Origin of the sequence: Rhizobium phaseoli (genome assembly GCF_003985125.1) — a bacterium.
GTDB lineage: Bacteria > Pseudomonadota > Alphaproteobacteria > Rhizobiales > Rhizobiaceae > Rhizobium > Rhizobium phaseoli.
The window spans coordinates 194,226-218,572 of record NZ_ML133568.1 but is presented as its reverse complement, the minus strand read 5'-3'; the positions used below and the strand labels follow the sequence as shown (position 1 = coordinate 218,572).

The following is a 24,347-nucleotide window of genomic DNA, read 5'->3' as shown; positions in this document are numbered from 1 at the left end:
GTGTTTTAGTCTTCGAACATCTTGCCGCTGCGTGCCTCGAGCCGGTAGCGATAGCCGGGATAGACGAGGCGGGCGGTCGAGACCACCTGCTTCGCCGACCATGTGCGCCGGCGGATCGTCAGGCACGGCTCGCTCTTCAGGATGGTCAGCAGCTTGCATTCCCAGGCCTGCGGCATCGCCGCCTCGACGACGTGCTCGGAGCCGCTGAGCGGGGCGGCGGCGGTCAGATAGGCGTTCGGCGTGAGCGTCGTGAAATCCTGCTCGAGATATTCGGGCGCGGCCTCCGGATTGACGAACCGGTCCTCGATCTGCACCGGAACGCCGTTTTCGCTGTGGACGATCAGCGAGTGGAAAACAGCGGCGCCGATTGCCAGCTCCAGGGCGTCAGCGATCTCGGGAGAGGCGGTTTCCCGGGCCAGAACGACGACCGAGGCTTCATGGACATGGCCGCGTTCGGCGATTTCCTCGGCGATATTGCGCACCTCGAACAGCGCCGAATAACCCTTGCGCTCGGCGACGAAGGAGCCGACGCCCTGGATGCGGACGAGTTCGCCTTCATTGGCGAGTTCGCGCAGTGCCCGATTGGCGGTCATCTTGCTGACGCCGAGTTCGACGACCAGCTCGTTTTCCGACGGCACGCGGTATTTCGGCGGCCATTCGCCGCTGTGGATGCGGTCGAGGATCACCTGCTTGACGCCGGCGTAAAGCGGCGTGCTGTCATTTCCCGCCAGGTCGCGCTTCATCTCGCCGGAACGCTTCATTGCCTATTCCTTTTGCACGGATGCAATTTGCCACATAATCGACTTTCCTCTTGCATATCACAAAATATCTCATATGGTACCATATACAACCTCCCAATCGGTCCTTGAGATAAAAATAGGACGGAAAGGGCAAGCCGGCGGAGATCGGCGGTGCCGCAAGGTCTGTTTCAACTCCAGAGGAGAATTCATCAATGAAATTTAGCGCCATCCTGTTTTGCGGCGTCGCCGCTCTTTCCGCCTTTGCCGCCCCCGCCTTTGCCAAGGACTGGACGAAGGCGACCATCACGCTCGAGGGCGCTTATGCGCCGTGGAACCTCACCAATGCCGACGGCACGCTCGGCGGCTTCGAGCCGGAGCTTGCCAAGGTGCTGTGCGAGCGCGCCAAGATCGAATGCACGCTCGTCGCCTCCGACTGGGACGGCATGATCCCGGCACTGAATGCCGGCAAGTTCGACGTCATCATGGATGCGCTGTCGATCACCGAGGAGCGCAAGCAGGTCATCGACTTCACCGTTCCCTATGCTGCGACCCCCGCCGCCTTCGCCACCGCCAAGGACAGCCCGCTGGCGAAAGCCGCCGGCACCGGCGCCACGATCAAGATGACGCCTGGCCAGACCGGCGTGAAGGAGATCGACGCGCTGAAGGAAGCCTTCAAGGGCAAGACGATTGGCATCCAGGCGGCGACCGTTTACGCCAAGTTCGTCTATGACAACTTCGGCGATATTGCCGAGATCCGCGAATACAAGACCGGTGCCGATCGCGACCTCGACCTGCAGAATGGCCGTATCGACCTCGGCTTCGACGACGCCGTCTATTTCGCCAATGCCTTCCAGGCCGCCAACGGCGCGCTCGACTTCACGGGTCCCGAGATCGTCGGCTCGATCTGGGGCGAGGGTGAGGGCCTCGGCATCCGCAAGGCCGACACCGATCTGCGCGACAAGTTCAACGTGGCGATCAAGTCGGCGCTCGCCGACGGCACGGTCAAGAACCTTTCGATGAAGTGGTTCAAGGTCGACGTGAGCCCGCAGCAGTAAGCGCTTCGGCCGTTTGGCCGCAGGCGCCGTCTCCGGCTTTATCGCCGGAGACCGCGTGTTATTCTCGATCGACAAAACACTGCCACGGACGGGGAACGGACGCTATGGCAATCTTGGAACTGCTTGGCTTCGGCTCGACGGGATGGGGCGCGCTGCTCATTCTCGCTGCCTTGATGACGCTGGCCGTCACCGCGACGGCGCTTGCGATCGGCGCGGTGCTGGGCGCGATCGTCGCGGGCGCGAAGCTTTCCGGCAATCCTCTCCTCGTCGCGCTGGGCAACGTCTATACAACCGTGTTTCGCGGCGTGCCGGAACTGCTGATCATCTATCTCATCTATTTCGGCGGTTCCTCCGCCGTCACTTCGATCGGCAAGGCGATGGGCTACGAGGGTTTCCTCGGCCTGCCCTCCTTCGCCGCCGGCGCGCTTGCCGTCGGCATCATCTCCGGCTCCTATCAGGCGGAGGTGTTCCGCGGCGCCTATCTGGCGATCTCCAAGGGTGAGCTCGAGGCCGCTTCGGCGATCGGCATGCATCGCGGCATGCGTTTTCGCCGTATCATCATCCCGCAGGTGCTTCGCTTCGCCATTCCCGGTCTCGGCAATGTCTGGCAGCTCAGCCTCAAGGATTCGGCGCTGATCTCGGTCACCGGCCTTGCCGAGCTGATGCGCACCAGCCAGGTCGCGGCCGGCTCGACCCGGCAATATTTCCTGTTCTTCATCGCCGGCGGCTGCCTCTACCTGATCCTGACCAGCCTTTCCGACCGTATCTTCAACGGCGCGGAACGCCGCGCCAATCGCAGCATGCCGGCCTCCGCCATGGGCCAGGCGTAAGGAGGCGACGATGGATTTCACCTTTCTCGCTTCGACCATGGTGACGCTGCTGAAGGCCGTGCCGACGACGCTGATCCTGTTTTCGCTGTCGATCTTCTTCGGCGGCCTGCTGGCGCTGGTCATCGTCACGATGCGGGTCAGCGGCAACCGCTATCTGTCGGGTTTTGCCAAGGGCTATATCTTCGTCTTCCGCGGCTCGCCGCTGTTGATCCAGATGTTCCTGGTGTTCTACGGCCTCGGCCAGTTCGGCGTCATCCGCTATTCCTTCCTCTGGCCGTTCCTGCGCGAGCCGATGGTCTGCGCCGTGCTGTCGCTGGCGCTCTGCACCGCGGGCTACACGGCGGAAATCTTCCGCGGCGGCATCCGCGCCGTGTCCCCGAAGGAGATCGAGGCCGCCCGCTCGATCGGCATGTCCGGTTTCCTAATGGTGCGCCGCATCCTAGCGCCGATCGCCTTCCGCCACGCGCTGCCGGCCTATTCCACCGAGATCGTGCTGATGATGAAATCGACGGCGCTCGCCAGCCTCGTCACCGTCTGGGAGGTCACCGGTGTGGCCCAGCGGCTGATCTCGCAAACCTACCGCACGATGGAAGTCTTCCTCTGCGCGGCGATCATCTATCTCGTTTTGAACTTCATCATCCTGCAGGGCATGGCCCTGCTCGAATATTCGCTGTCCCGACACCGCCGCGCGATCCCGCAGGCGCTGAAGGTCTAGGCGGAACCTGAATCGATTGGAGCAACCATGCCAGGCGTAACCCGACTTTCGGTCCGCAATATCCGCAAGAGCTTCGGCACGCACGAGGTGCTGCGCGGCATTTCCCTCGATGCGGAGGACGGTGACGTGATTTCGCTGCTCGGCGCCTCCGGCTCCGGCAAATCGACCTTTCTGCGCTGTATCAACCTGCTCGAAACCGCCAGCGACGGTGAGATCTGGGTCGATGGCGAGCACATCGAGATGGTTCACAAGAACGGCAAGACAAGACCGGTCAGCCAGAAGCAGGTCGACCATATCCGCTCCGAACTCGGCATGGTGTTCCAGTCCTTCAATCTCTGGTCCCATATGACGATCCTGCAGAACGTCATCGAGGGGCCGATCCATGTGCTGAAGCGGCCGCGCGCCGAGTGCATCGCCGAGGCCGAAGCGCTGCTCGAAAAGGTCGGCATCGCGGATAAGCGCCATGCCTATCCCGCCCATCTCTCCGGCGGCCAGCAGCAGCGCGCCGCAATCGCCCGCGCTTTGGCGATGAAGCCGAAGGTCATGCTCTTCGACGAGCCGACCTCCGCACTCGATCCGGAACTCGTCGGCGAAGTGCTGCGCGTCATGCGCGCGCTTGCCGAAGAGGGGATGACCATGCTCGTCGTCACCCATGAGATGAGCTTTGCCCGCAACGTCTCGAACCGCGTCGTCTTCATGCGCGAAGGGCTGGTCGAAAGCAGCGGCAAGCCGGACGATATGTTCGGCGGCGGCGCGTCGCCGGCTTTCCGCCAATTCATCGGTCATTTCGGAACAGGCCAATGACGATCATCATCGATAGGGTGCTGACCTGGCGCGATGTCGCGCGGGTCGGGGCAGGGGAGGCGCTTGCGCTGTCGCCAGCCGCCTGGGCGCGGGTCGAGCAGGCAAGCCGCATCGTCGCCAGCATCGTCGAAACCGGCGTGCGTGCCTATGGCGTCAACACCGGCGTCGGAGCGCTCGCCGACACCGTGGTCGACCGCGCCTCGCAGAGCCTGTTGTCGCGCAGCATCGTGCTCAGCCATGCCTGCGGCGTCGGGCCGCTGCTGGCCGGGCGCGAAGTGCGCGCCATCATCGCCGCCCAGATCGCCAATTTCGCCCATGGCCATTCCGGCGTGCGTCGTGAGATCGTCCAGCATCTTACAGCCTTGCTGGAGCACGACTGCATTCCCGACGTGCCGTCGAAAGGCTCGGCCGGTTATCTCACCCACAATGCCCATACCGCGCTCGTCCTGATCGGCGAAGGCAGCGCCACTGTGGCCGGTCGGCGCATGAGCGGCCGCGAGGCGCTGGCGGCGATCGGCCTGCAGCCGCTGGTGCTCGGTGCCAAGGAGGGCCTGAGCCTCGTCAACGGCACGGCCTGCGCCACGGGGCTGACCGCAACGGCGCTTTTTCGTGCCGAACGGCTGCTCGACTGGGCCGATGCCATCGCGGCGCTAACGCTGGAAGCGGCAGGCTGTCAGATCGCCGCCTTCGACGCGGCGGTGCTGGCGCTGCGCCCGTCTGCCGGGATCGAAAAGGTCGGAGCCAGCTTGCGCGCCCGCCTCCAGGGCAGCGGCCTCGTCGCCGCCGCCTTCGGCCGGCGCACCCAGGATGCGCTGAGCCTTCGCTCGGTGCCGCATGCCCATGGTGCTGCTCGCGACGTTTTCGACAATTCCGCCCGCATCGCCGATCAGGAACTTGCCTCGGTCACGGACAATCCGGCGGTGTCAGGCACGCCGGAGCAGCCCGTCGTTTCCTCCGAGGCCCATGCCGTCGCCCCCGCGCTCGGCCAGGCGGCCGACAGTCTCGCCGTTGCGCTGGCGCAGATCGGCGCGATCAGCGAACGGCGCATGGACCGGCTGGTCAATCCGCTGGTCAGCGGCCTGCCGCCGTTTCTGGCGAGCGATGCCGGCAGCCATTCCGGCTTCATGATCGCCCAATATACCGCAGCCGCCCTCAGCAACGACAACCGCCGGCTTGCCGCACCCGCCGCCATGGACGGCGGCCTGACCTCCGGTCTGCAGGAAGATTTCCTCGCCCATCCGACGGCCGCCGCCGGCAAGCTGCTCGCCGTCATCGACAATGCCGAATATATTCTGGCGATCGAGCTGATGGCCGCGGCCCAGGCACATGATTTCCTGGCGGCGACGGCGCCGCGGGCGGCGGGCACGGATCTCCTCTATCAAGCCGTGCGTGAACATGTGTCTCATTATGGCGACGAGCGGCCGCTGAACGGCGATATCGAGGCCGTTCGCAGTCTGATCCGCGAGACAGCGCCGCCGGCTGTCTAGGCGAGTCGTCAGAACGGTTTGCTTGTTGCCGAATCCTGCTTGGCCGGCTCGCTGGCCTCGAGCCGTTTGAGGCACTGGGCGAAGGTTGGATAGAGCTGGTCCACCCGCGAAAGCGGCAGCGTCCAGTCGCCTTCGTCGCCGGCAAAGGTCAATTGCACGTCAGGCGTTCCAGCAAAGGAATTCTTGATGATTTTCTTCAGTCCGCCGCTGCCGTTGCTGCCTTTGGGCCAGAGGCGAAGCGTGTTCTTGTCGAAGAATTCGGCGGCGACCACCTTCGTTGCCGCTCGATCGGTCAGCGTCACCTCGGTCGTGGTGCCGGTGGGAATGTCCCACGTGTTCTTCGAGACCAGCCAGAAGGTTTCGGTGCCGCTCTGGCGGAATTCCATCGTCTTGCCCAGTTCGCTGTCCCACAGCAGCCGGCAGTAGGCAGGGTGCTCGCTGGCAAAGCCGACCGACCATTGCCTTGCGCCGCCCATCCATTCGGTCTCGCCGAAGGCCGAGACCGGCGGCAGGACGGCTGCCATCAGAACCATCGCGGTCAGAATTTTCATCGCCGAAACCTCTCCAGGTCAATCGCTCCAGCGATAGCAAAAGAAGGTTGAGCTTTTGCTACCGAGCCGCCGGGATGGGCGGCGGATGCCATTATGAACACGCCTCAAATGTCGCAAGGTCTTGAATTTGCGGCTCACCTTGCCGATCTGGCGGAGAGCGGCATGATAAGAAGGGAGTTCGAACTCAGGGATGAGCGAGGTTCAACAACGCGGATTTTGGGCGAGACTCGGCGCATATGAACCGCTGACATTGATCACCATGGCATCAATCGCCGGCGGGCTGTTCGTGCTGCAGCGGCTGACGAGCGAGGTACTCGAAGGCGAGACGCTCCGTTTCGACGAGACGATCTTGCTGGCGTTGCGACAGCCGGGTGAGCTTGGCGTGCCGATCGGCCCCGGCTGGCTGACGCATGCCGTCGGCGACATCACCAGTCTCGGTGGCATCACCGTTCTCTCGCTGATGACCGTTCTCGTTACAGTCTATCTCTTGCTTGACCGGCGCTGGCCGATCGCGATCTTCGTCTTTTCCTCGGTGCTGACAGGATGGCTGGCGAGCACGACGCTGAAAATCCTCGTCGCCCGGCCGCGCCCCGATATCGTGCCGCATCTCGTCGAGGTCAGCGATCTCAGTTTTCCCTCGGGCCATGCGATGGTTTCGGCGGTGACCTATCTGACGCTGGGCGCGCTCTTGGCCCGCACGCAGCGTTACCGCTCGACGCGGATCTTCGTCATGGCCGCCGGCGTTTTCCTCGCCGTCATCATCGGCTTGAGCCGGATCTATCTCGGCGTTCACTATCCCACCGACGTCTTCGCCGGATGGTGTGCGGGCGCACTCTGGGCGCTCGGCTGCTGGCTGATCTCGAAGCGCTTCGTCCCGAGCAGAGCCCCGGGCGATGGCCTCGAGAACGGCAATGGCGACGGTGACTAGAACACAGGCTTAGAACGACTGTGGCGCCCGCATGGGGCGCCACAGGGATTTCAGCGCTTAAGTGCGCGGCTTCAGATTTTCCGGGTCGTAGATCGGCTTATAGCCGACGCCGACGACTTCCACCGGATAGGTCTCGGCAAAGTATTCGACATTGAGCTTGCGTCCGACCTGGCAATAGGACCAGGGCAGGTATGCGAGCGCAATGTTCTTGCCGACTGTCGGGCCGTAGGCGATCGAAGTCGTGTAGGAGCGGCGGCCGAGCTCGTCGACCAGGACCTCGCCGGTGGCGGGATCGACAACAGGCAGGTTGCCGAGCGGATAACGCTTGACGCCCGATTTGTCGGTATTCTCGGTCATCACAAGCGTGCAGAGCATGGCCGGCTGGTGTTCGCGCGCCTTGTATTCGAGATGTTTCGCCTTGCCGCGGAAATCGGCTTCCTTGACCTTCGGACGGGCGAGATCGGCTTCGATCAGGTTGTACTGGGTCAGCAGGTCGGCGTTTTGCAGGCGCAGGCTCTTTTCCATGCGGCGCGAGTTCGCATAGGTTTCGACGCCGAAGGCCATCACGCCGGTCGAGCGCAGCGCGTCCCAGACGGCGAGGCCGTCTTCGTACTTCATGTGCAGTTCCCAGCCCTGCTCGCCGACATAGGAGATGCGGAAGGCGGTGACCGTCTTGCCTGATATTTCGATCGGCTTGATGGCTGCGAAGGCGAAGTTTTCCTGATCGAGCCCGGCCGGATCGGTCACGACCTTTTTCAGCGTCTCGCGGGCGTTCGGACCCCAGATGCCGACCGTCACGAATTTTTCCGAGACGTCGGTGATCGTCACGTCAAGGCCGCGATCCTGGGCGACGCGTCTCATATAGTGCAGGTCGCGCGGGCCGGCATCGGCGCCGTTGACGAGACGGCAGCGGTCGGCCATGCGGAAGACGGTGAAGTCGGCGCGGACCATGCCTTCGTCGTCGAGGAAGTGGGTGTAGACGCCCTTGCCGATATTGGCATCGCCGCCGACCTTGGCGGCGCACAGCCATTCCATCAGTTCGACATGGTCAGGTCCCTCGATATCGACCATGTGGAAGTGGCTGAGATTGACGATGCCGCAATCCTCGCTCATCGCCAGATGCTCGGCGTTCGACACGCGCCAGAAATGGCGGTTGTCCCATTCGTTCTCGCGCACCGGCACGCGGTCGCCGTATTTCTCCAGCAGGTGCTCGTTGGCGGCATAGCCGTGCGCACGCTCCCAGCCGCCCAGTTCCATGAAGTAGCCGCCCAGCTCCTTTTCGCGCTCGTAGAAGGGCGAGCGCTTGGCGTTGCGGCCGGATAGATAGGGTTCGCGGGTATGAACGGCCGGGAAATAGATCTTCTGCGCGGCTTCGTAGCAGCGGCCTTCGATGAATTCTTCGGTCAACTGGTGCGGATAGAAGCGGGCGTAGTCGATGCTGTTGTGGTCGATTTCGGTGCGGCCGTCGGTCATCCAGTCGGCGATCAGCTTGCCGTAGCCCGGGCCGTCCTTGACCCAGATGGCAACGCAATACCAGAGGCCGCGCACCTTCTGGCTCTCGCCGCAGGAGGCGCCGCCGGCGGCGGAAACCTGCAGCAGGCCGTTGAAGGAGTGGCCTTCGTTATAGCCGAGTTCGCCGAGGATCGGCGTCAGTTCCATGGCGCGCTCGAGCGGCTCGAGGATCTGTTCCATCTCGAGATCGCGCTGCGACGGCGAAAGGCGGGCTTCGTGTTTTTCGAGAAGCTCGCGCGGATGGCACATGCGCGGATTGTTGGCTTCGTAATAGCCCCACTCGATCTGGCCGCCCTCGGTGGTCGCCGGGTCGCCGGTATCGCGCATATAGGCGGAGTTGCCCTGGTCGCGCAGCAGTGGGAAGCCGATTTCCTTGCCGGTGCCTTCGAACTCGTTATAGGGGCCGAAGAAGGTGAGCGGGTGATCGACCGGCATGACCGGCAGGTCTTCGCCGACCATCTCGGCGATCAGGCGTCCCCAGAGGCCGGCGCAGACGATGACGTGGTCGGCCATGATCGTGCCGCGATGGGTGACGACGCCCTTGATGCGGCCGCCTTCGACGATCAGCGACTTCGCCGGCGTGTTGCCGAACACCTGCAGCTTGCCGGCCTTTTCGGCGGCATCGACCAGCTTGCCGGCGACGGTCTGCGAGCGCGGGATGACGAGGCCGGCATCCGGATCGAAGAGGCCACCCATCACCTGATCTTCCTCGATCAGCGGGAACTTTTCCTTGATCTCGGCAGGGCTGACATAATGGGCGCGGGTGCCGAAGGCGCGGGCCGAGGACAGCTTGCGCTTGATTTCCTCCATCCAGGCATCGTCGCCGGTGCGGGCCACTTCGAGGCCGCCGATGCGGGCGTAATGGCCCATCTTCTCGTAGAAATCGATCGAATATTGCGTCGTCCAGACCGACAGATAGTCGTGGCTCGTAGTGTAACAGAAGTCCGAGGCATGGGCTGTGGAGCCGATATCGGTCGGGATGCCCGACTTGTCGATGCCGACGATATCGTCCCATCCGCGCTCGACGAGATGATGCGCGATGGAGGCGCCGACGATGCCGCCGAGCCCGATGATGACGACCTTTGCCTTTTCCGGAAATGCTGCCACGTGCTGTTCCTTCTACATATCGCACGAACTAAATTGACCCAGCCGCGCTTGGTTTGCGCTTCACGCCTGAGATCCAGGACTCATATCAGCCTTCGTAAGCGTGTCACGTTTACCGAAGCCCGCAGAACCCCCAGCCCTCTTCGCATGTAAGCTGCGATGAGCGCATTATGCCTAAGGCTCATGATCGTCATTGGTCCTACGCCGCCGAGTAACGGCGCAATTGCGCTAGTCCGGATCGCCGCTGAAGCAAAGCGCTTCCTCGTCACGGCGCCGAAATCGCCTTCAGCCGGTCGATGTCCACCAGCACGATATCGTCCGAAACAGGCTCGCGATTGTGCAGGCGGAACCATTCCATCGCTTCGCGCACGCGCTCCCCATGCGGCGATGGATAGGCGCCCAGTCCGAGGACCCATTCACGCACGGTTTCGCGCTCCATTCGCCCGGCCCGGTATCGGTCGCAGACGGTTTTCGCCGAGGCGACGAGATCATTGATGCTTTTCACGGGGCTGCCCCTCAATGCACGGAAGGTTCTTCGTCCTCGAGAAAGGACCGGATGCCGTCGCGCGCCACCACCGCCAGGAATTCGTCGAAAGCCTCCCGGTCGGTCGCAAACGGCTCGTCCCAGCGGATCAGGTCTTCCGACTGGGTGACGACTTCCATCGTCCAGTCTTCGTTGCTGCCGGCGGTTCGAAAAATATCGACGAGCAGGGTGATGCCGTCGTCGGTGAATTCTCCGGCCAGTTCGGAGTGCTCAAGCTTCTGCTTCTTCGTCATTCAGCCGCCAGCGCCGGGAGGGGCGTCGTTTTTGAGATATTCTTCATATTGAACCGTCTCGGTCTCGTTCGTGTCTATAGAAGCCGATGTCGGTTTTGCCAAGCGAACGCCGGCGCCGCCGCCATTTTCCGGAATGAAAAGCACACCAGCCTCTTCCAGGGCGCGCTTGGCATGCCGCAGCGTTCGCTCGTCAGGAAAAAGCCTTCCGGCCTCGAAACCGGCAATCGTCGCCTTGGTTATCTTAGAGGCTTCCGACAGATCCCGCTTGGACCAGGCGATGAGAGCACGCGCGGCACGGCACTGGGCTGCAGAAAGCATGAATATCCACCTGGCATTGAGACTCTGATCTGGCTCTGGCGCAGCACTATGAAGATGTGAGCGCGTCCGAAGAAAGCAAGCCCATGAAATTGCTGCGACCTTTGATGCGTACCCTCATCGGGCGATAGTCAGGGTTGATTGACTACACATCAGCAAAGTCTAATTTAAGGCTCCCTTATCACGCCCGGGAGGTAACGATGCGTGAGCCAGATATGCAGAAACTCGATGCGCTTGTCGGCCGTCTGGTCGGCGATGTCGGCGCCGCCGTGTCAGGGGCCTTGGTCGTGCTTGGCGACAAGGTGGGGCTGTTCAAGGCAATGGCCGACGGGAAGCCGATGAGCGTTGAGCAGATTGCCGCCAAAACCGGGATCAAGGAGCGCTATGTCAGGGAATGGCTGAGCGCCCAGGCGGCTGCGGATTATATCGTTTACGACGAAAAGACCGATCGTTTCAGCATGACGGCGGAACAGGCGATGGTCTTTGCCGAGGAAAACAGCCCGGCCTTCTTCGTCGGCGCCTTCGAAGTGGTGCAATCCATGTGGATGGACGAGCCGAAGATCGCCGACGCCTTCCGCACCGGCAAGGGTCTCGGCTGGCATGAACACAGCACCTGCCTGTTCCGCGGCACCGAGCGGTTCTTCCGCCCGGGCTACAACAGCCATCTCATCAATGAATGGATTCCGGCGCTTGCCGGCATGGACGAAAAGCTCAAGGCCGGCGCCAATGTCGCCGATGTCGGCTGCGGTCACGGCGCCTCGACCATCCTGATGGCGCAGGCCTATCCCGCCTCGCATTTTACCGGCTTCGACTATCACGGCCCGTCGATCGAAAGAGCCAAGGCCGCCGCCAAAGAGGCCGGACTCGCCGATCGCGTCACCTTCGAGCAGGGCAAGGCGGCGGAATTTCCGGGCCGCGATTATGATATGGTCGCGATGTTCGACTGCCTGCACGACATGGGTGATCCGGTTGGTGCCGGCCGGCACGTCAAGGAGACGCTGGCGCCGAACGGCACCTGGCTGATCGTCGAGCCCTTTGCCCATGATCATCTCAAGGACAATCTCAATCCTGTCGGACGCGTCTATTACGGCGCCTCGACGATGATCTGCACGCCGGCATCGCTCTCCCAGGAGGTGGGGCTCGGGCTGGGCGCCCAGGCGGGGGAGATGCGGCTGCGCAAGGTGGCGCTCGACGCCGGCTTCAAGCATTTCCGCCGGGCGACCGAAACGCCGTTCAACATGGTGTTCGAAGTCCGGGCCTGAGAACCCGGCCGCACAGCGGCCGGCGCTATTTCGGCCGACCGATGCTGGCATACATGCCGGTCGTGCGGAATTCGGTGGGATTGGTGCCGTAGATGCGGCGGAAGACCTTCGAGAAATAATTGGCGTCCTCGAAGCCGCACATGATGGCGACCTCCTTGACCGGCAGGAAATCCGCCTTGGTCAGCAGCTTGACGGCGCGCTGCAGCCGCTGCTGCAGCACGAATTCGGCCGGCGGCACGCCTTCGCTTTCGGCGAAGCTGCGGGAGAAATGCGCGCGGCTGAGGCCGACGATGGCGGCGAGTTCGTTGACCGGCAGCGGCTTGTCGAGATTGGTGTTGATATGGTCGATCACCGGCTGCATCGGGCTGAGTTCGGCGGCAAAGGCCGGCGAGTTGAAGACGTCGTCATAGAGCGCCATCGCCGCTTCATAGGCGATCGCCGAGGCCGCACCCGGCGAGGCCGCGCCCTTGACGAGACGCAGGCTGCAATCGGCGAGATGATCGATGGTCGAAGGCTGCAGCTTCAGCACCGGGCCGGCGGTCGACAGCACCAGCTGGTGGATGCGCAGGGTTTCCTCGCCATTCATCGAGATCCAGAAATACTCCCAGCGCTCGCCCTTCTCCAGCCAGTAGCGGTGATTGTGCGGCACGAGCACCAGCAGCGTGTCGCCGCCCTGGAGACGATAATTGCGATTCAAGTAGCGCAGCCGGCCGCTGCCGCTGATCGTGTGCTGCAGCACCGTGAACGGGGTTTGGCCGCGTTTTCGGCCGTCCCAGTCATAGGTCTCGTTCTCCCGCACTTCGTAGCCGGCGCTGGTCGGCATGGCGTGCAGACGCTGGCGTCCGCGGGGCAGCGAAACCGTCCTCATCGACTGTCCGTTGGCGATCAAATCCTGCAGCACAAAATTACCCCTGAAAGCATAATCCTTCTCTGGTCGGCCCGCCGGATTCGGGCATAATCCCGCTCAACAAAACGAGGAGAACGCGGCCGAGACAGCGGCCGGGAGGAAAACAGGCAGCTTTTACGGCTCTTTAAACCACATGCGCCGGCATGCGGCCTGATCCCTCACAACCATATTTTCTCTAGCATTCCATCGGGTCGAGGTGAAGATCATGAGTTTCAAAATCGCTATCATCGGTGCGGGCAGCGTCGGTTTCACCAAGAAGCTGTTCACCGACATATTGTGCGTTCCGGAGTTCCGCGACGTCGAATTCGCGCTGACCGATCTCAGCGAACACAATCTCGAAATGATCAAGGCGATCCTCGACCGCATCGTCGAGTCGAACGGGCTGCCGACCAAGGTGACGGCGACCACCAACCGGCGCCAGGCGCTGGCAGGGGCGCGCTACATCATCAGCTGTGTGCGCGTCGGCGGCCTCGAGGCCTATGCCGACGATATCAGAATTCCGCTGAAATACGGCATCGACCAGTGTGTCGGCGATACGATCTGCGCCGGCGGCATCCTCTACGGCCAGCGCAACATCCCCGTCATCCTCGACTTCTGCAAGGATATCCGCGAGGTCGCCGAGCCGGGTGCGAAGTTCCTGAACTATGCCAATCCGATGGCGATGAACACCTGGGCGGCGATCGAATATGGCAGGGTCGATACGGTCGGCCTCTGCCACGGCGTCCAGCACGGCGCCGAACAGATCGCCGAGGTGCTCGGCGCCAAATCGCTTGGTGAACTCGACTATGTCTGCTCCGGCATCAACCACCAGACCTGGTTCATCGACCTGCGCCTCAACGGCCGCAAGATCGGCAAGGATGAGCTCATCGCCGCCTTCGAGGCGCACCCTGTTTATTCGCAGCAGGAGAAATTGCGCATCGACGTGCTGAAGCGTTTCGGCGTCTATTCGACCGAGAGCAACGGCCATCTTTCCGAATACCTGCCCTGGTACCGCAAGCGGCCGGAGGAAATTACCCGCTGGATCGACATGTCCGACTGGATCCACGGCGAGACCGGCGGCTATCTCCGCTATTCCACCGAAACGCGCAACTGGTTCGAGACGGAATTTCCGCAATTCCTGGAATCCGCCGGCAAGCCGATCGATCCAGCCAAGCGCTCGAACGAACATGCAAGCCATATTCTCGAGGCGCTTGAGACCAACCGGGTCTATCGCGGCCATTTCAATGTCAAGAACAATGGCGTCATCACCAACCTGCCGGCCGATGCGATCATCGAATCGCCCGGCTTCGTCGACCGCTTCGGCATCAACATGGTCTCGGGCGTCACCCTGCCGGAAGCCTGCGCGGCGACCTGCATTGCCTCGATCAACGTCCAGCGCATGTCGGTGCATGCGGCGATCTCCGGCGACATCGACCTTCTGAAGCTCGCCGTGCTGCACGATCCGCTGGTCGGCGCCGTCTCGACGCCCGAGGAGGTCTGGCAGATGGTCGACGAGATGGTCGTTGCCCAGGCGCGCTGGCTGCCGCAATATGCCGATGCCGTGCCGGCCGCCAAGGAGCGGCTGTCGAAATCCAAGGTGCAGACCCGCGACTGGGCGGGTGCAGCACGCCGCAGCGTCCGCTCGATCGAAGAGCTGCGTGCGGAAAAGGCGGCGCTGAAACAGGCCGGCTGATTTTCGTGAAGGATGGGTCGTCATGGGTTTCCGGGAGGGAAATCCATGACATCAACCCGCTTTCACGCCGTTCGAGGAGAAAGGAGCCGGCTGCCCCCGCGCTCCGGAACAAGAGGGAGAAACGATGATGAATTTCCGTAAAGCAGGCATTCTGGCCGGACTGGCGCTCGGCGTTTCGGTCTTGGCGCTGCATGCCCATGCTTCCGAACCCACCGTGCCGCCGGTGCCGCCGGAATTCCCGGCCGAAGGCAAGATCAATTATGTCGCGCGCGACTCCATTCTGGAGTTCAAGGCGCTGCCCGAATATCACGAGCCCGACTGGGTGACGAAGAATTTCGTCTCCGCCGGCAAGCTGCCGCCGGTCAAGGACCGGCTGCCGAAGGAGCCGATGGTCTTCAAGACGGGCAACATGCCAGACGGCGTCGGCGTCTACGGCGATACGATGCGCCACGTCATCGGCGGCCGGCCGGAGGGCTGGAACTACGGCGCCGGCCAGACACAGGGCTGGGGCGGCATCGATATCGGCCTGTCCGAATGCTTGACGCGCACCGCGCCGCTGTTCCAGGTGAAGGCCCAGGACACCGAGCCGCTACCGAACCTCGCCAAGAGCTGGGACTGGTCCGAGGACGGCCATAAGCTGACGATGCACCTGGTCGAAGGCGCCAAATGGTCAGACGGCGCGCCGTTCAACGCCGACGACATCATGTTCTACTGGGACGACGAAGTGATCGATCCGAATGTTTCGCCGCTCGGCGGTGGCGCTTCGCCGGAGGCTTTCGGTGTCGGCACGACGCTGAAGAAGATCGACGATTACACCGTCGAGTGGACCTTCAAGGAGGCCTTCCCGAAACAATATCTCTACACGATGGCCTACCCGAACTTCTGCCCGGGCCCGTCGCATATCCTCAAACCCCAGCATCCGAAATATTCGAAGAACACCTACGACCAGTTCAAGAACGCCTTCCCGCCGGAATACATGAACATGCCTGTGATGGGCGCCTGGGTGCCGGTGGAATATCGCTCCGACGACATCATCGTGCTCCGCCGCAACCCCTATTACTGGAAGGTCGACGAGAAGGGCAATCAGCTGCCTTATCTGAACGAGTTGCACTACAAGCTCTCGACCTGGGCCGACCGCGACGTTCAGGCGGTGGCGGGCTCCGCCGACTTTTCGAACCTCGAGCAGCCGGAAAACTTCGTCGCCTCGCTGAAGCGCGCCGCCGAGAAGACCGCGCCCGCCCGTCTCGCCTTCGGGCCGCGCCTGATCGGCTATAACCTGCGCATGAACTTCTCCGCCAACGGCTGGGGCAACCCGGATGAGCGCGGCCAGGCGATCCGCGAGCTGAACCGCAACGAGGACTTCCGCAAGGCCATCACCATGGCGCTCGACCGCAAGGCGATCGGCGACTCGCTGGTCAAGGGGCCGTTCACGGCGATCTATCCGGGCGGGCTGTCCTCCGGCACCAGCTTCTACGACCGCAACTCCACCGTCTACTATCCCTTCGATCTCAAGGGCGCCAAGGCGGAACTTGCCAAGGCCGGCCTCAAGGACACGGATGGCAACGGCATCGTGAACTTCCCGGCCGGCACGGCCGGCGGCAAGGATGTCGAAATCGTCATGCTCGTCAACAACGACTACACGACCGACAAGAGCCTTGCCGAGGGTGTCGTCGGCCAGATGGAGAAGCTCGGGCTGAAGGTCATCCTCAACGGCCTCGACGGAGCAAAGCGTGACGACGCCCATTATGGCGGCCGTTTCGACTGGCTGATCCAGCGCAACACGACCGAGCTGTCGTCGGTGGTGCAGAATACCGAACAGCTCGCCCCGGTCGGCCCGCGCACCAGCTGGCAGCATCGCGCCGGCAAGGATGATCAGCTCGATCTGATGCCCTTCGAAAAGGAACTGGTCGACGTCGTCAACAAGTTCACGACCAGCCAGAACAATGACGAGCGCGTCGATCTGATGAAGCAGTATCAGAAGATCTCGACCGAGCACGTCAACACGGTCGGACTGACGGAATATCCGGGCGCGCTGATCATCAACAAGCGCTTCTCGAATGTGCCGCAGGGCACGCCGATCTTCATGTTCAACTGGGCCGAAGATTCGGTGATCCGCGAACGCCTGTGGGTGGCCGCCGACAAGCAGGGCAAATACGAGCTGTTCCCCGAGCAGCTGCCCGGCAAGCCCGGCGACAAAGGTCCGACCAACTGATGCATGGCATCAGGGAGTAAAAGCTAAGCGCGTCGCAGGTGATGCGGCGCCCGGGAAAAATTCCCTCCCAGCTGAAGTGAGAGTCAGGCCGCGCGTGGCGCGCGGCCTGATATGACCAACAAGCCGGCCGCGCTGACAAGGAGCGACTGGCGGCAAAGAGAAGCGAACCGTCCGATGTTGCGATTCCTGCTCGTGCGCATAGCCTCCGCGATCCCCGTTCTCTTCATTCTGAGCGTGGTGACCTTCGCGATCATCCAGGCACCGCCCGGTGACTATGCCGATTATATAAGATCGCAGCTGATCAATCAGGGCGGCGCCTCCTACGCCCAGGCCGACGCCCAGGCGCAGGCCTACCGGGTCGAGCACGGCCTCGACAAGCCGATGGTCGTGCAATACGTCAACTGGATCGGCGGCATCGTCACCCGCGGCGATTTCGGCTACAGCATGTTCTACAACAAGCCGGTTGCCGACGTCGTCGGCGAGCGCCTGCCGCGCACCCTGCTTCTGGCCCTCGTCTGCCACATCTTCGCCTCCGTGCTCGGCATCGGCTTCGGCATCTGGGCGGCGACGCGCCAGTACAGCTGGATCGACAGCCTGCTTTCGGGAATTTCCTTCCTCGGCATGACGGTGCCGCGCTTCCTGATGGCGCTGATCATCGTCTATCTCCTGGTCTTCCAGTTCAACGTGACGGAGATCGGCAGCTTCTTCTCGCCGCAATATGGCGGGGCGCCCTGGTCCTGGGCGAAATTCGTCGATCTCGTCAGCCATGTCTGGCCGGTTGTGGCGATCGCCACCTTCGGCGGGCTCGCCTACAATATGCGCGTCATGCGCGGCAATCTGCTCGACACGCTGAACGCTCAATATGTCGAGACCGCCAAGGCCAAGGGGCTTTCCGGCGGCGCTGTGGTGATGCGCCATGCGGTGCCGAACGCGCTGCATCCGCTCGTCATGTATCAGGGCGTCGTGCTGCCCTACATGCTGACCGGCGAGATCGAAACCGCCATCATCTTCGCGCTGCCGACCGTCGGCCCGGCGATCGTCGGCTCGATGGCGATCGGCGACGTTTATGTCACCGCGACCTTCATGATGGTGCTGTCGGCCACGCTGATCGTCGGCAATATCATCGCCGACATGCTGCTCGCTCTGCTCGACCCGCGCGTCCGTCAATTCGGAGGAGCCTGAGATGCTTGCTTTCGACTCGTCCGCCACGCCCCCCACCGAACTTGCGGTCAAGAAGCCGTCGCACGGCAGCGAGAGCTATCTGGCGCTCGTCTGGCGCCGTCTCAGGCGCTCCTGGACCGGCATGGCCGGGCTCATCCTGGTCGGATTGCTGATCCTCATGGCGGTTTTTGCCGATTTCTTCGCGCCGATGGACCCGAAGGCGACCGATGTCGGCTTCGCGCCGCCGCAGGTGATGAGCTTCCACGACAAGGACGGCAATTTCGTCTTCCAGCCGCGCGTCTATGCGCTGTCGGATAGCGAGGAGCTCGACACGGTCACCTTCCAGCCGATCGTCGGCATGGATTACGACAATCCGAGGCTGCTCGGCTTCTTCGTCAAGGGCGCCGAATACAAGCTGTTCGGCCTGATCCCGGCCGACCGCCACTTCTTCGGCTCGACCGACGGCCAGCCGGTGCACTTCCTCGGCACCGACAAGTTCGGCCGCGACGTGCTGTCGCGCGCCATCATCGGCTCGCGCATCTCGCTGATGATTGCGCTGACAGTCGTCTTCATCGTCACCCTGATCGGCACGACGGTCGGCATGGTCTCCGGTTATTTCGGCGGCACCTTCGATATCTGGCTGCAGCGCTTTGTCGAGCTGGTGCTCGCCTTCCCGCAGCTGCCGCTCTATCTGGCGCTGACCTCGCTCATTCCGGTGACGGCGCCGACCAATGTCTTCCTCGCCTTCGTCATCATCGTCATGTCGGCGCTCGGCTGGGCGCAGATGTCGCGCGAGGTGCGCGGCAAGACCTTGGCGCTTGCCCGCATCGATTATGTCAGGGCGGCGATGGCCGTCGGCGCCACCGACAAGCGCATCATCATCCAGCATATCTTCCCGAACGTGATGAGCCACGTCATCGTCGCGGTGACGCTGCACATACCGAGCGTCGTGCTCTTGGAATCCTTTCTCGGTTTCCTCGGTTTTGCCGTCAAGCCGCCGCTGATTTCCTGGGGGCTGATGCTGCAGGATACGGCGACCTATTCGGTCATCGGCTCCTATCCCTGGATTCTCGCTCCCGTCGGCTTCGTGCTCGTCACCGTCTTCGCCTTCAATGCGCTCGGCGATGGACTGCGCGACGCAGTCGACCCCTATTGAGGTGATTGATATGGCGCTTTCCCTGGTCAATACCTTCGCCCCGCCCGTCCGCCACGATCATGACGGCCGCTCGGAGACGCCGATCATCGACGCCCGCAATGTCGCGGTGAATTTCAAGGTCGAGGACGGCATGGTCGAAGCCGTCAAGGACGTCTCCTTCCAGCTCTATCGCGGCGAGACCATCGCCATCGTCGGCGAATCCGGCTCCGGCAAGTCGGTGACCGCGCGCACGGTAATGGGGCTGTTGTCGAAGCGCGCCGTCGTCTCCGGCAATTCGACCGTTTCCTATGACGGCAGCAATATCCTGAAATTCTCCGAGCGGGCTCGCCGCAAGCTCCGCGGCGACCGCATCTCGATGATCTTTCAGGAGCCGATGAGCTCGCTGAACCCGATCTATACGATCGGCAGCCAGATCATCGAGGCGATCCGCGTGCATCGCCGCATGAGCCGCGGGCAAGCGGAAAAGCGGGCGCTGGAACTGCTCGAACACGTGCAGATCCCCGATCCGGCGGCGCGGCTGAAGCAATATCCGCATCAGCTTTCCGGCGGCCAGCGCCAGCGCGTGATGATCGCCATGGCGCTCGCCAACGATCCCGACGTGTTGATCGCCGACGAGCCGACGACGGCGCTCGACGTCACCGTGCAGGCGCAGATCCTCAATCTGATCCGCAACCTGCAGAAGGAACTGGGGATGGCAGTCATCCTCATCACCCACGACCTGACGGTGGTGCGCCAGTTCTCCGACTATGTCTATGTGATGCAGCATGGCGAGGTGCGCGAGCACAATGTCACCGAGGCGCTGTTTGCCAATCCGCAGCATGCCTATACCAAACACCTGCTCGCCTCCGAGCCGCGCGGCCAGGCCAATCCGCTGCCGGAGGGTTCGGATATCATCCTCGACGCCAAGGGCGTGCGCGTCGGCTTCATGCTGCGCCACGGCACTTTCCTGAAACCGGAGATGCGCGAACTCGTCGCCGTCGACAGCCTGAGCCTGACGTTGCGCCGTCACGAGACGCTTGGCCTCGTCGGCGAATCCGGCTCCGGCAAGACCACCTTCGGCCAGGCGATCCTGCGGCTGAACACGCCCCAGGCCGGCGAAATCCATTTCGACCGCCAGCCGATCCACGGGTTGTCCCGGGCCGAGATGCGGCCGCTGCGCGCCCGCATGCAGATCGTCTTCCAGGACCCGTTCTCCTCGCTCAACCCGCGCATGACGGTCGGCCAGATCATCGAGGAAGGCCTCGTCGTCAACCGGCTCGGTGCTAACAGGGCCGAGCGGCAGGACCGGGTGCGCGAGGCGCTGATCTCAGCCGGCATGCCCGGCAATATTCTCTCGCGTTTCCCGCATGAATTTTCCGGCGGCCAGCGCCAGCGTATCGCCATTGCCCGCGCCATCGCGCTGGAGCCGGAATTCATCCTGCTCGACGAGCCGACATCCGCCCTCGACCTCTCCGTCCAGGCGCAGATCATCGAGCTCCTGCGCAAGCTGCAGGACGAGCGGGGCCTCAGCTACCTCTTCATCTCCCACGATCTCAAGGTTGTGAGGGCGCTCTGCCACCGCGTCATCGTCATGCAGCATGGCAAGATCGTCGAGGAAGGTCCCGTCAACGAAGTTCTCACCCATCCCAAGACCGCCTACACCGAACGGCTCGTCAAAGCCGCTTTCGAGGTAGCATGATTGACCGCATGCCGGAGGTTATAATGGCAGCAAATCCCAAAATCACGTTCATCGGAGCAGGCTCCACCGTCTTCATGAAGAACATCATCGGCGACGTTTTGCAGCGTCCGGCGCTCTCGGGCGCAACGATCGCCCTGATGGACCTCAACCCGCAACGATTGGAAGAAAGCGCCATCGTCGTCAACAAGCTGATCTCGACGCTCGGCGTCAAGGCCAGGGCCGAGACCTACTCCGACCAGCGCAAGGCGCTCGCCGGTGCCGATTTCGTCGTCGTCGCCTTCCAGATTGGCGGCTATGAGCCCTGCACCGTCACCGATTTCGAGGTGCCGAAGAAATACGGCCTGCGCCAGACGATTGCCGATACGCTCGGCGTCGGCGGCATCATGCGGGGCTTGCGCACCGTGCCGCATCTCTGGAAGGTCTGCGAGGACATGCTCGCCGTCTGCCCCGAGGCGATTATGCTGCAATATGTCAACCCGATGGCGATCAACACCTGGGCGATATCGGAGAAATATCCTGCTATTCGCCAGGTCGGCCTCTGCCATTCGGTGCAGGGCACGGCGATGGAGCTGGCGCACGACCTCGACATTCCCTACGAGGAAATCCGCTACCGCGCCGCCGGCATCAACCACATGGCCTTTTATCTCAAATTCGAGCATCGCCAGGCCGACGGCTCCTACCGCAATCTCTATCCCGATCTGCTGCGCGCTTATCGCGAGGGCAGGGCGCCGAAGCCCGGGTGGAACCCGCGCTGCCCGAACAAGGTGCGCTACGAGATGCTGACGCGGCTCGGCTATTTCGTCACCGAAAGCTCGGAGCATTTCGCCGAATACACGCCCTATTTCATCAAGGAGGGCCGCGACGACCTGATCGAGAAATTCGGCATCCCGCTCGATGAATATCCGAAGCGCTGCATCGAGCAGATCGAGCGCTGGAAGGGCCAGGCGGAAGCCTATCGCAGCGCCGACAAGATCGAGGTGACGCCGTCGAAGGAATATGCCTCCTCGATCATCAACTCGGTCTGGACCGGCGAACCATCGGTCATCTACGGCAATGTCCGCAACAATGGCTGCATCACCTCGCTGCCGGAAAATTGCGCCGCCGAAGTGCCGTGCCTGGTCGACGCCTCCGGCATCCAGCCGACCTTCATCGGCGACCTGCCGCCGCAGCTGACGGCATTGATGCGCACCAATATCAACGTGCAGGAGCTGACGGTGCAGGCGCTGATGACGGAAAATCGCGAGCACATCTACCACGCCGCGATGATGGACCCGCACACGGCAGCCGAACTCGACCTCGACCAAATCTGGTCGCTGGTCGACGACCTGCTCGCCAGCCACGGCGACTGGCTGCCGGAATGGGCCCGCACATCGAAGAAAGTTCAGGCCGCCTGACCTCTTTCTCCCGGGTTAGGCATCAAGGAGCCCCGCGGTGTGGCAACGACCGCGGGGCTTTTGCAATTTAGAAAGTGAAGGCGAAACTCGGCCGAATCCCGCCTGGCAGATCGAAAATCGGCTGCCTGCCGGGGACGAGCCATTGGCTAAGTTGTTCCCAACCGGTTTTTGCGCCATTCTTCGTACTCTCCACGGGCATCGTCATGCAGCGGATAGTAGCGCTGCAACGACGCGCCTCCCATAAGCTTTTCTCGCGAGAACTCCTCCCAATCGTGATGCTTTTGCGATTCTTCGATGACCTCAGAGGCCATTGCGACCGGAAGTACCACCACCCCGTCATCGTCGGCGACGATGATGTCTCCGGGGATTACAGTGACACCGCCGCAGGCGATCGGAACGTTGACGGCATTGGGGTAGATGCTAGTCTGCACATGATAATTGGGCGTCCAGCCGCGCAGCCATAGAGGGAGGTCCAGCTTCTCGACATTGGGCCGATCGCGCATGCACCCATCGATTACGAAGCCAGCGCCACCTCTGCCTTTGAAATAGGTCGACATCATATCGCCGAAGACGCCGGAGCTCATGTCGGCGCGCGCGTCGACCACGACCACATCGCCCTCCTGCACGTGATAGAGCACATGGCGGTGCAACTGCGTCTCCGGATCTGCATATTCTCCCTCGGTGAAGAGGTCCGGCCGCTGCGGCAGGAATTGAAGCGTCAGGGCCGGCCCGACGATCGACTTCCCGCGGTTCTGCGACACCGGACCGACCATGTGCGGATTGCGGAAGCCCATATGGCCAAGCGTGCCGGAAACCGTGGCGGCGCCGATCTCCTTCAGTGCGTCGATCAGCTCTTTGGGCGGTCGCGTGATGTCGGACGTATGGGTCATTTTTGGCTCCGGAGGATGAGACTACCAGTTTGTGACAGAACCGTCGCGGCGCTTCAGGTGAGGCGCTTCCCAGAAGCGAAAGCTCTCTGCCTTGACCGCCTCTTCGTTGACCTCGACGCCGAGCCCCGGCAGATCGCTGACCGGATAGTCCGGACCGTCGAGCCGTGGCTGCACGGGGAAGAAGTCGGAATTATCGAAACCCAGTTTTGCCTCGGGCGCCCTGGTCTCGAGCCATGCGAAATTCGGCACCGCAGCAGCGAGATGGATGGTCGCGGCCGTGCAGACGGGACCGAGCGGATTGTGCGGCATCAGGTCCACATAGTGCGCCTCGCTCCAGCCAGCGACCTTCATCGCTTCGGTGAGCCCGCCAACATTGCAGACATCGAGCCGGTTGAACTGATGGATGCCACGCTCGATGTAGGGCAGGAATTGCCACTTGCTGGCAAATTCCTCGCCAATGGCGAAGGGGATGTCGGTCATCGTGCGCAGGGATTCGTAGGCCTCCGGCGTTTCGTCGCGTATCGGCTCCTCGAGGAAATCCAGCACGCCACGGCCGAGTTTGTTGCAGAAGCTCGCCGCCTCTGCCACCGACAGCCGATGGTGATAGTCGATGCCGAGGACGACATCGTCGCCGAGCGCCTCGCGCGCCCTGTTCAGCATCCGTGCGGTACCGCCGATCGACTCCCGCGGCTCAAAGGTGTCGTTGCTGCTTTGCCCGATGGGAAAGAAGCGTATCGCTTGCCAACCCTGTGCGCGCAGTTCGCGGGCGCGTTCGATGGCGACATCGCCCTCGGCCTCGTCGCCGGTCGAGGCGAAGGTCGGAATACGGTCCCGCTGCTTGCCGCCGAGGAGGTCGTAGGTCGGTACCCCCAACGCCTTGCCCTTGATGTCGTGAAGGGCAATGTCGATCGCGGAGATCGCCGCCTGCAGAACGCGCCCGCCTTCGAAGTATTGGCTGCGGTAAACCTCCTGCCAGATCCGACCGATCTGCATCGGGTCGCGTCCGATGAGAAACTCGCGATAGTGCTCGATTGCGCCGGCCACGGCCTTCTCGCGGCCGCTCAAGCCGCTCTCGCCCCAACCGAAGATGCCGTTGTCGGTCTCCACCTTGACCAGCATCTGGTTGCGCGTTCCGACCCATACTGGATAGGGCTTGATCGCGGTGATTTTAAGCTTCGTAGTCATTCATGCCTCGTT

General features: G+C 62.6%; 22 protein-coding genes. 13 read left to right on the top strand and 9 right to left on the bottom strand.

Features of this window, described 5'->3' with window-relative positions; translation table 11 throughout:
- Window positions 1-5 precede the first annotated feature (5 nt).
- Entirely contained in the window at window positions 6-761 is a 756-nt protein-coding gene (gene hutC / locus EFD56_RS08935) for a histidine utilization transcriptional repressor HutC (RefSeq protein WP_085744003.1), read from the bottom strand.
- A gap of 191 nt (window positions 762-952) precedes the next feature.
- Here hutC and EFD56_RS08930 point away from each other — a divergent pair, with 191 nt between their 5' ends.
- The 5 genes from EFD56_RS08930 (at window position 953) to EFD56_RS08910 (ending at window position 5,631) form a co-directional block, all read left to right on the top strand.
- Entirely contained in the window at window positions 953-1,795 is an 843-nt protein-coding gene (locus EFD56_RS08930) for a transporter substrate-binding domain-containing protein (protein ID WP_085744004.1), read from the top strand.
- A 104-nt stretch (window positions 1,796-1,899) separates the two neighbouring features.
- The gene (locus tag EFD56_RS08925; protein WP_085744005.1) at window positions 1,900-2,625 is read left to right on the top strand and encodes an ABC transporter permease; all 726 of its coding nucleotides are present in this window, start codon (window positions 1,900-1,902) and stop codon (window positions 2,623-2,625) included.
- Window positions 2,626-2,635: 10 nt separating this feature from the next.
- Window positions 2,636-3,340, top strand: a complete 705-nt coding sequence (locus tag EFD56_RS08920; RefSeq protein ID WP_004674851.1) for an ABC transporter permease — start codon at window positions 2,636-2,638, stop codon at window positions 3,338-3,340.
- Window positions 3,341-3,367: 27 nt separating this feature from the next.
- Complete coding sequence (locus EFD56_RS08915; protein WP_085744006.1) at window positions 3,368-4,144, top strand: ABC transporter ATP-binding protein; 777 nt, start codon at window positions 3,368-3,370, stop codon at window positions 4,142-4,144.
- Window positions 4,141-5,631 (top strand): HAL/PAL/TAL family ammonia-lyase, encoded by a 1,491-nt coding sequence (locus tag EFD56_RS08910; RefSeq protein ID WP_126905097.1) that lies wholly within the window; start codon window positions 4,141-4,143, stop codon window positions 5,629-5,631. Before EFD56_RS08915 ends, EFD56_RS08910 begins: the two co-directional genes overlap by 4 nt.
- A gap of 8 nt (window positions 5,632-5,639) precedes the next feature.
- On the opposite strand, the gene EFD56_RS08905 is transcribed toward EFD56_RS08910, so the two are convergent.
- Window positions 5,640-6,182 carry a hypothetical protein gene (locus EFD56_RS08905; RefSeq protein ID WP_126905096.1) on the bottom strand — a complete coding sequence of 181 codons (543 nt, stop codon included), beginning with the start codon at window positions 6,180-6,182 and terminating at the stop codon, window positions 5,640-5,642.
- Between the two features lie 190 nt (window positions 6,183-6,372).
- Between EFD56_RS08905 and EFD56_RS08900 the strand changes: the two genes are divergently transcribed.
- A complete protein-coding gene (locus tag EFD56_RS08900; protein WP_126905095.1) occupies window positions 6,373-7,110 on the top strand; it encodes a phosphatase PAP2 family protein in 738 nt (245 codons plus the stop codon).
- A gap of 57 nt (window positions 7,111-7,167) precedes the next feature.
- On the opposite strand, the gene EFD56_RS08895 is transcribed toward EFD56_RS08900, so the two are convergent.
- The 4 genes from EFD56_RS08895 to EFD56_RS08875 form a co-directional block, all read right to left on the bottom strand.
- Window positions 7,168-9,729, bottom strand: a complete 2,562-nt coding sequence (locus EFD56_RS08895) for a GcvT family protein (RefSeq protein ID WP_126905094.1) — start codon at window positions 9,727-9,729, stop codon at window positions 7,168-7,170.
- 262 nt (window positions 9,730-9,991) lie between these two features.
- Entirely contained in the window at window positions 9,992-10,231 is a 240-nt protein-coding gene (locus tag EFD56_RS08885; RefSeq protein ID WP_064829252.1) for a hypothetical protein, read from the bottom strand.
- 11 nt (window positions 10,232-10,242) lie between these two features.
- Window positions 10,243-10,503, bottom strand: coding sequence for a hypothetical protein (locus EFD56_RS08880; RefSeq protein WP_010006063.1), 261 nt, complete (start codon window positions 10,501-10,503; stop codon window positions 10,243-10,245).
- Window positions 10,504-10,821, bottom strand: a complete 318-nt coding sequence (locus tag EFD56_RS08875) for a helix-turn-helix domain-containing protein (protein WP_126905092.1) — start codon at window positions 10,819-10,821, stop codon at window positions 10,504-10,506.
- Window positions 10,822-11,018: 197 nt separating this feature from the next.
- Here EFD56_RS08875 and EFD56_RS08870 point away from each other — a divergent pair, with 197 nt between their 5' ends.
- A complete protein-coding gene (locus EFD56_RS08870) occupies window positions 11,019-12,080 on the top strand; it encodes a class I SAM-dependent methyltransferase (protein WP_037113310.1) in 1,062 nt (353 codons plus the stop codon).
- A 25-nt stretch (window positions 12,081-12,105) separates the two neighbouring features.
- Here the strand turns inward: EFD56_RS08870 and EFD56_RS08865 are convergent, their stop codons facing one another.
- Window positions 12,106-12,948 carry an AraC family transcriptional regulator gene (locus tag EFD56_RS08865; protein ID WP_126905181.1) on the bottom strand — a complete coding sequence of 281 codons (843 nt, stop codon included), beginning with the start codon at window positions 12,946-12,948 and terminating at the stop codon, window positions 12,106-12,108.
- Between the two features lie 244 nt (window positions 12,949-13,192).
- Here EFD56_RS08865 and melA (EFD56_RS08860) point away from each other — a divergent pair, with 244 nt between their 5' ends.
- The 6 genes from melA (EFD56_RS08860) to melA (EFD56_RS08835) all read left to right on the top strand — a co-directional run bounded on the left by melA (EFD56_RS08860) (window position 13,193) and on the right by melA (EFD56_RS08835) (window position 22,260).
- Entirely contained in the window at window positions 13,193-14,659 is a 1,467-nt protein-coding gene (gene melA, locus EFD56_RS08860) for an alpha-glucosidase/alpha-galactosidase (RefSeq protein ID WP_126905091.1), read from the top strand.
- 124 nt (window positions 14,660-14,783) lie between these two features.
- A complete protein-coding gene (locus tag EFD56_RS08855; protein WP_126905090.1) occupies window positions 14,784-16,871 on the top strand; it encodes an ABC transporter substrate-binding protein in 2,088 nt (695 codons plus the stop codon).
- A 174-nt stretch (window positions 16,872-17,045) separates the two neighbouring features.
- Window positions 17,046-18,053: an ABC transporter permease gene (locus tag EFD56_RS08850; RefSeq protein WP_012490484.1), complete on the top strand. Its 1,008-nt coding sequence runs from the start codon at window positions 17,046-17,048 to the stop codon at window positions 18,051-18,053.
- Window position 18,054: 1 nt separating this feature from the next.
- Window positions 18,055-19,188, top strand: coding sequence for an ABC transporter permease (locus tag EFD56_RS08845; protein ID WP_126905089.1), 1,134 nt, complete (start codon window positions 18,055-18,057; stop codon window positions 19,186-19,188).
- 10 nt (window positions 19,189-19,198) lie between these two features.
- A complete protein-coding gene (locus EFD56_RS08840) occupies window positions 19,199-20,866 on the top strand; it encodes an ABC transporter ATP-binding protein (RefSeq protein WP_126905088.1) in 1,668 nt (555 codons plus the stop codon).
- A 23-nt stretch (window positions 20,867-20,889) separates the two neighbouring features.
- The gene (gene melA / locus EFD56_RS08835; protein ID WP_126905087.1) at window positions 20,890-22,260 is read left to right on the top strand and encodes an alpha-glucosidase/alpha-galactosidase; all 1,371 of its coding nucleotides are present in this window, start codon (window positions 20,890-20,892) and stop codon (window positions 22,258-22,260) included.
- 146 nt (window positions 22,261-22,406) lie between these two features.
- Here the strand turns inward: melA (EFD56_RS08835) and EFD56_RS08830 are convergent, their stop codons facing one another.
- Both EFD56_RS08830 and EFD56_RS08825 read right to left on the bottom strand, forming a co-directional pair.
- A complete protein-coding gene (locus EFD56_RS08830; protein WP_085744013.1) occupies window positions 22,407-23,150 on the bottom strand; it encodes a ribonuclease activity regulator RraA in 744 nt (247 codons plus the stop codon).
- 21 nt (window positions 23,151-23,171) lie between these two features.
- Window positions 23,172-24,335 (bottom strand): mandelate racemase/muconate lactonizing enzyme family protein, encoded by a 1,164-nt coding sequence (locus EFD56_RS08825; protein WP_064819813.1) that lies wholly within the window; start codon window positions 24,333-24,335, stop codon window positions 23,172-23,174.
- Window positions 24,336-24,347 lie beyond the last annotated feature (12 nt).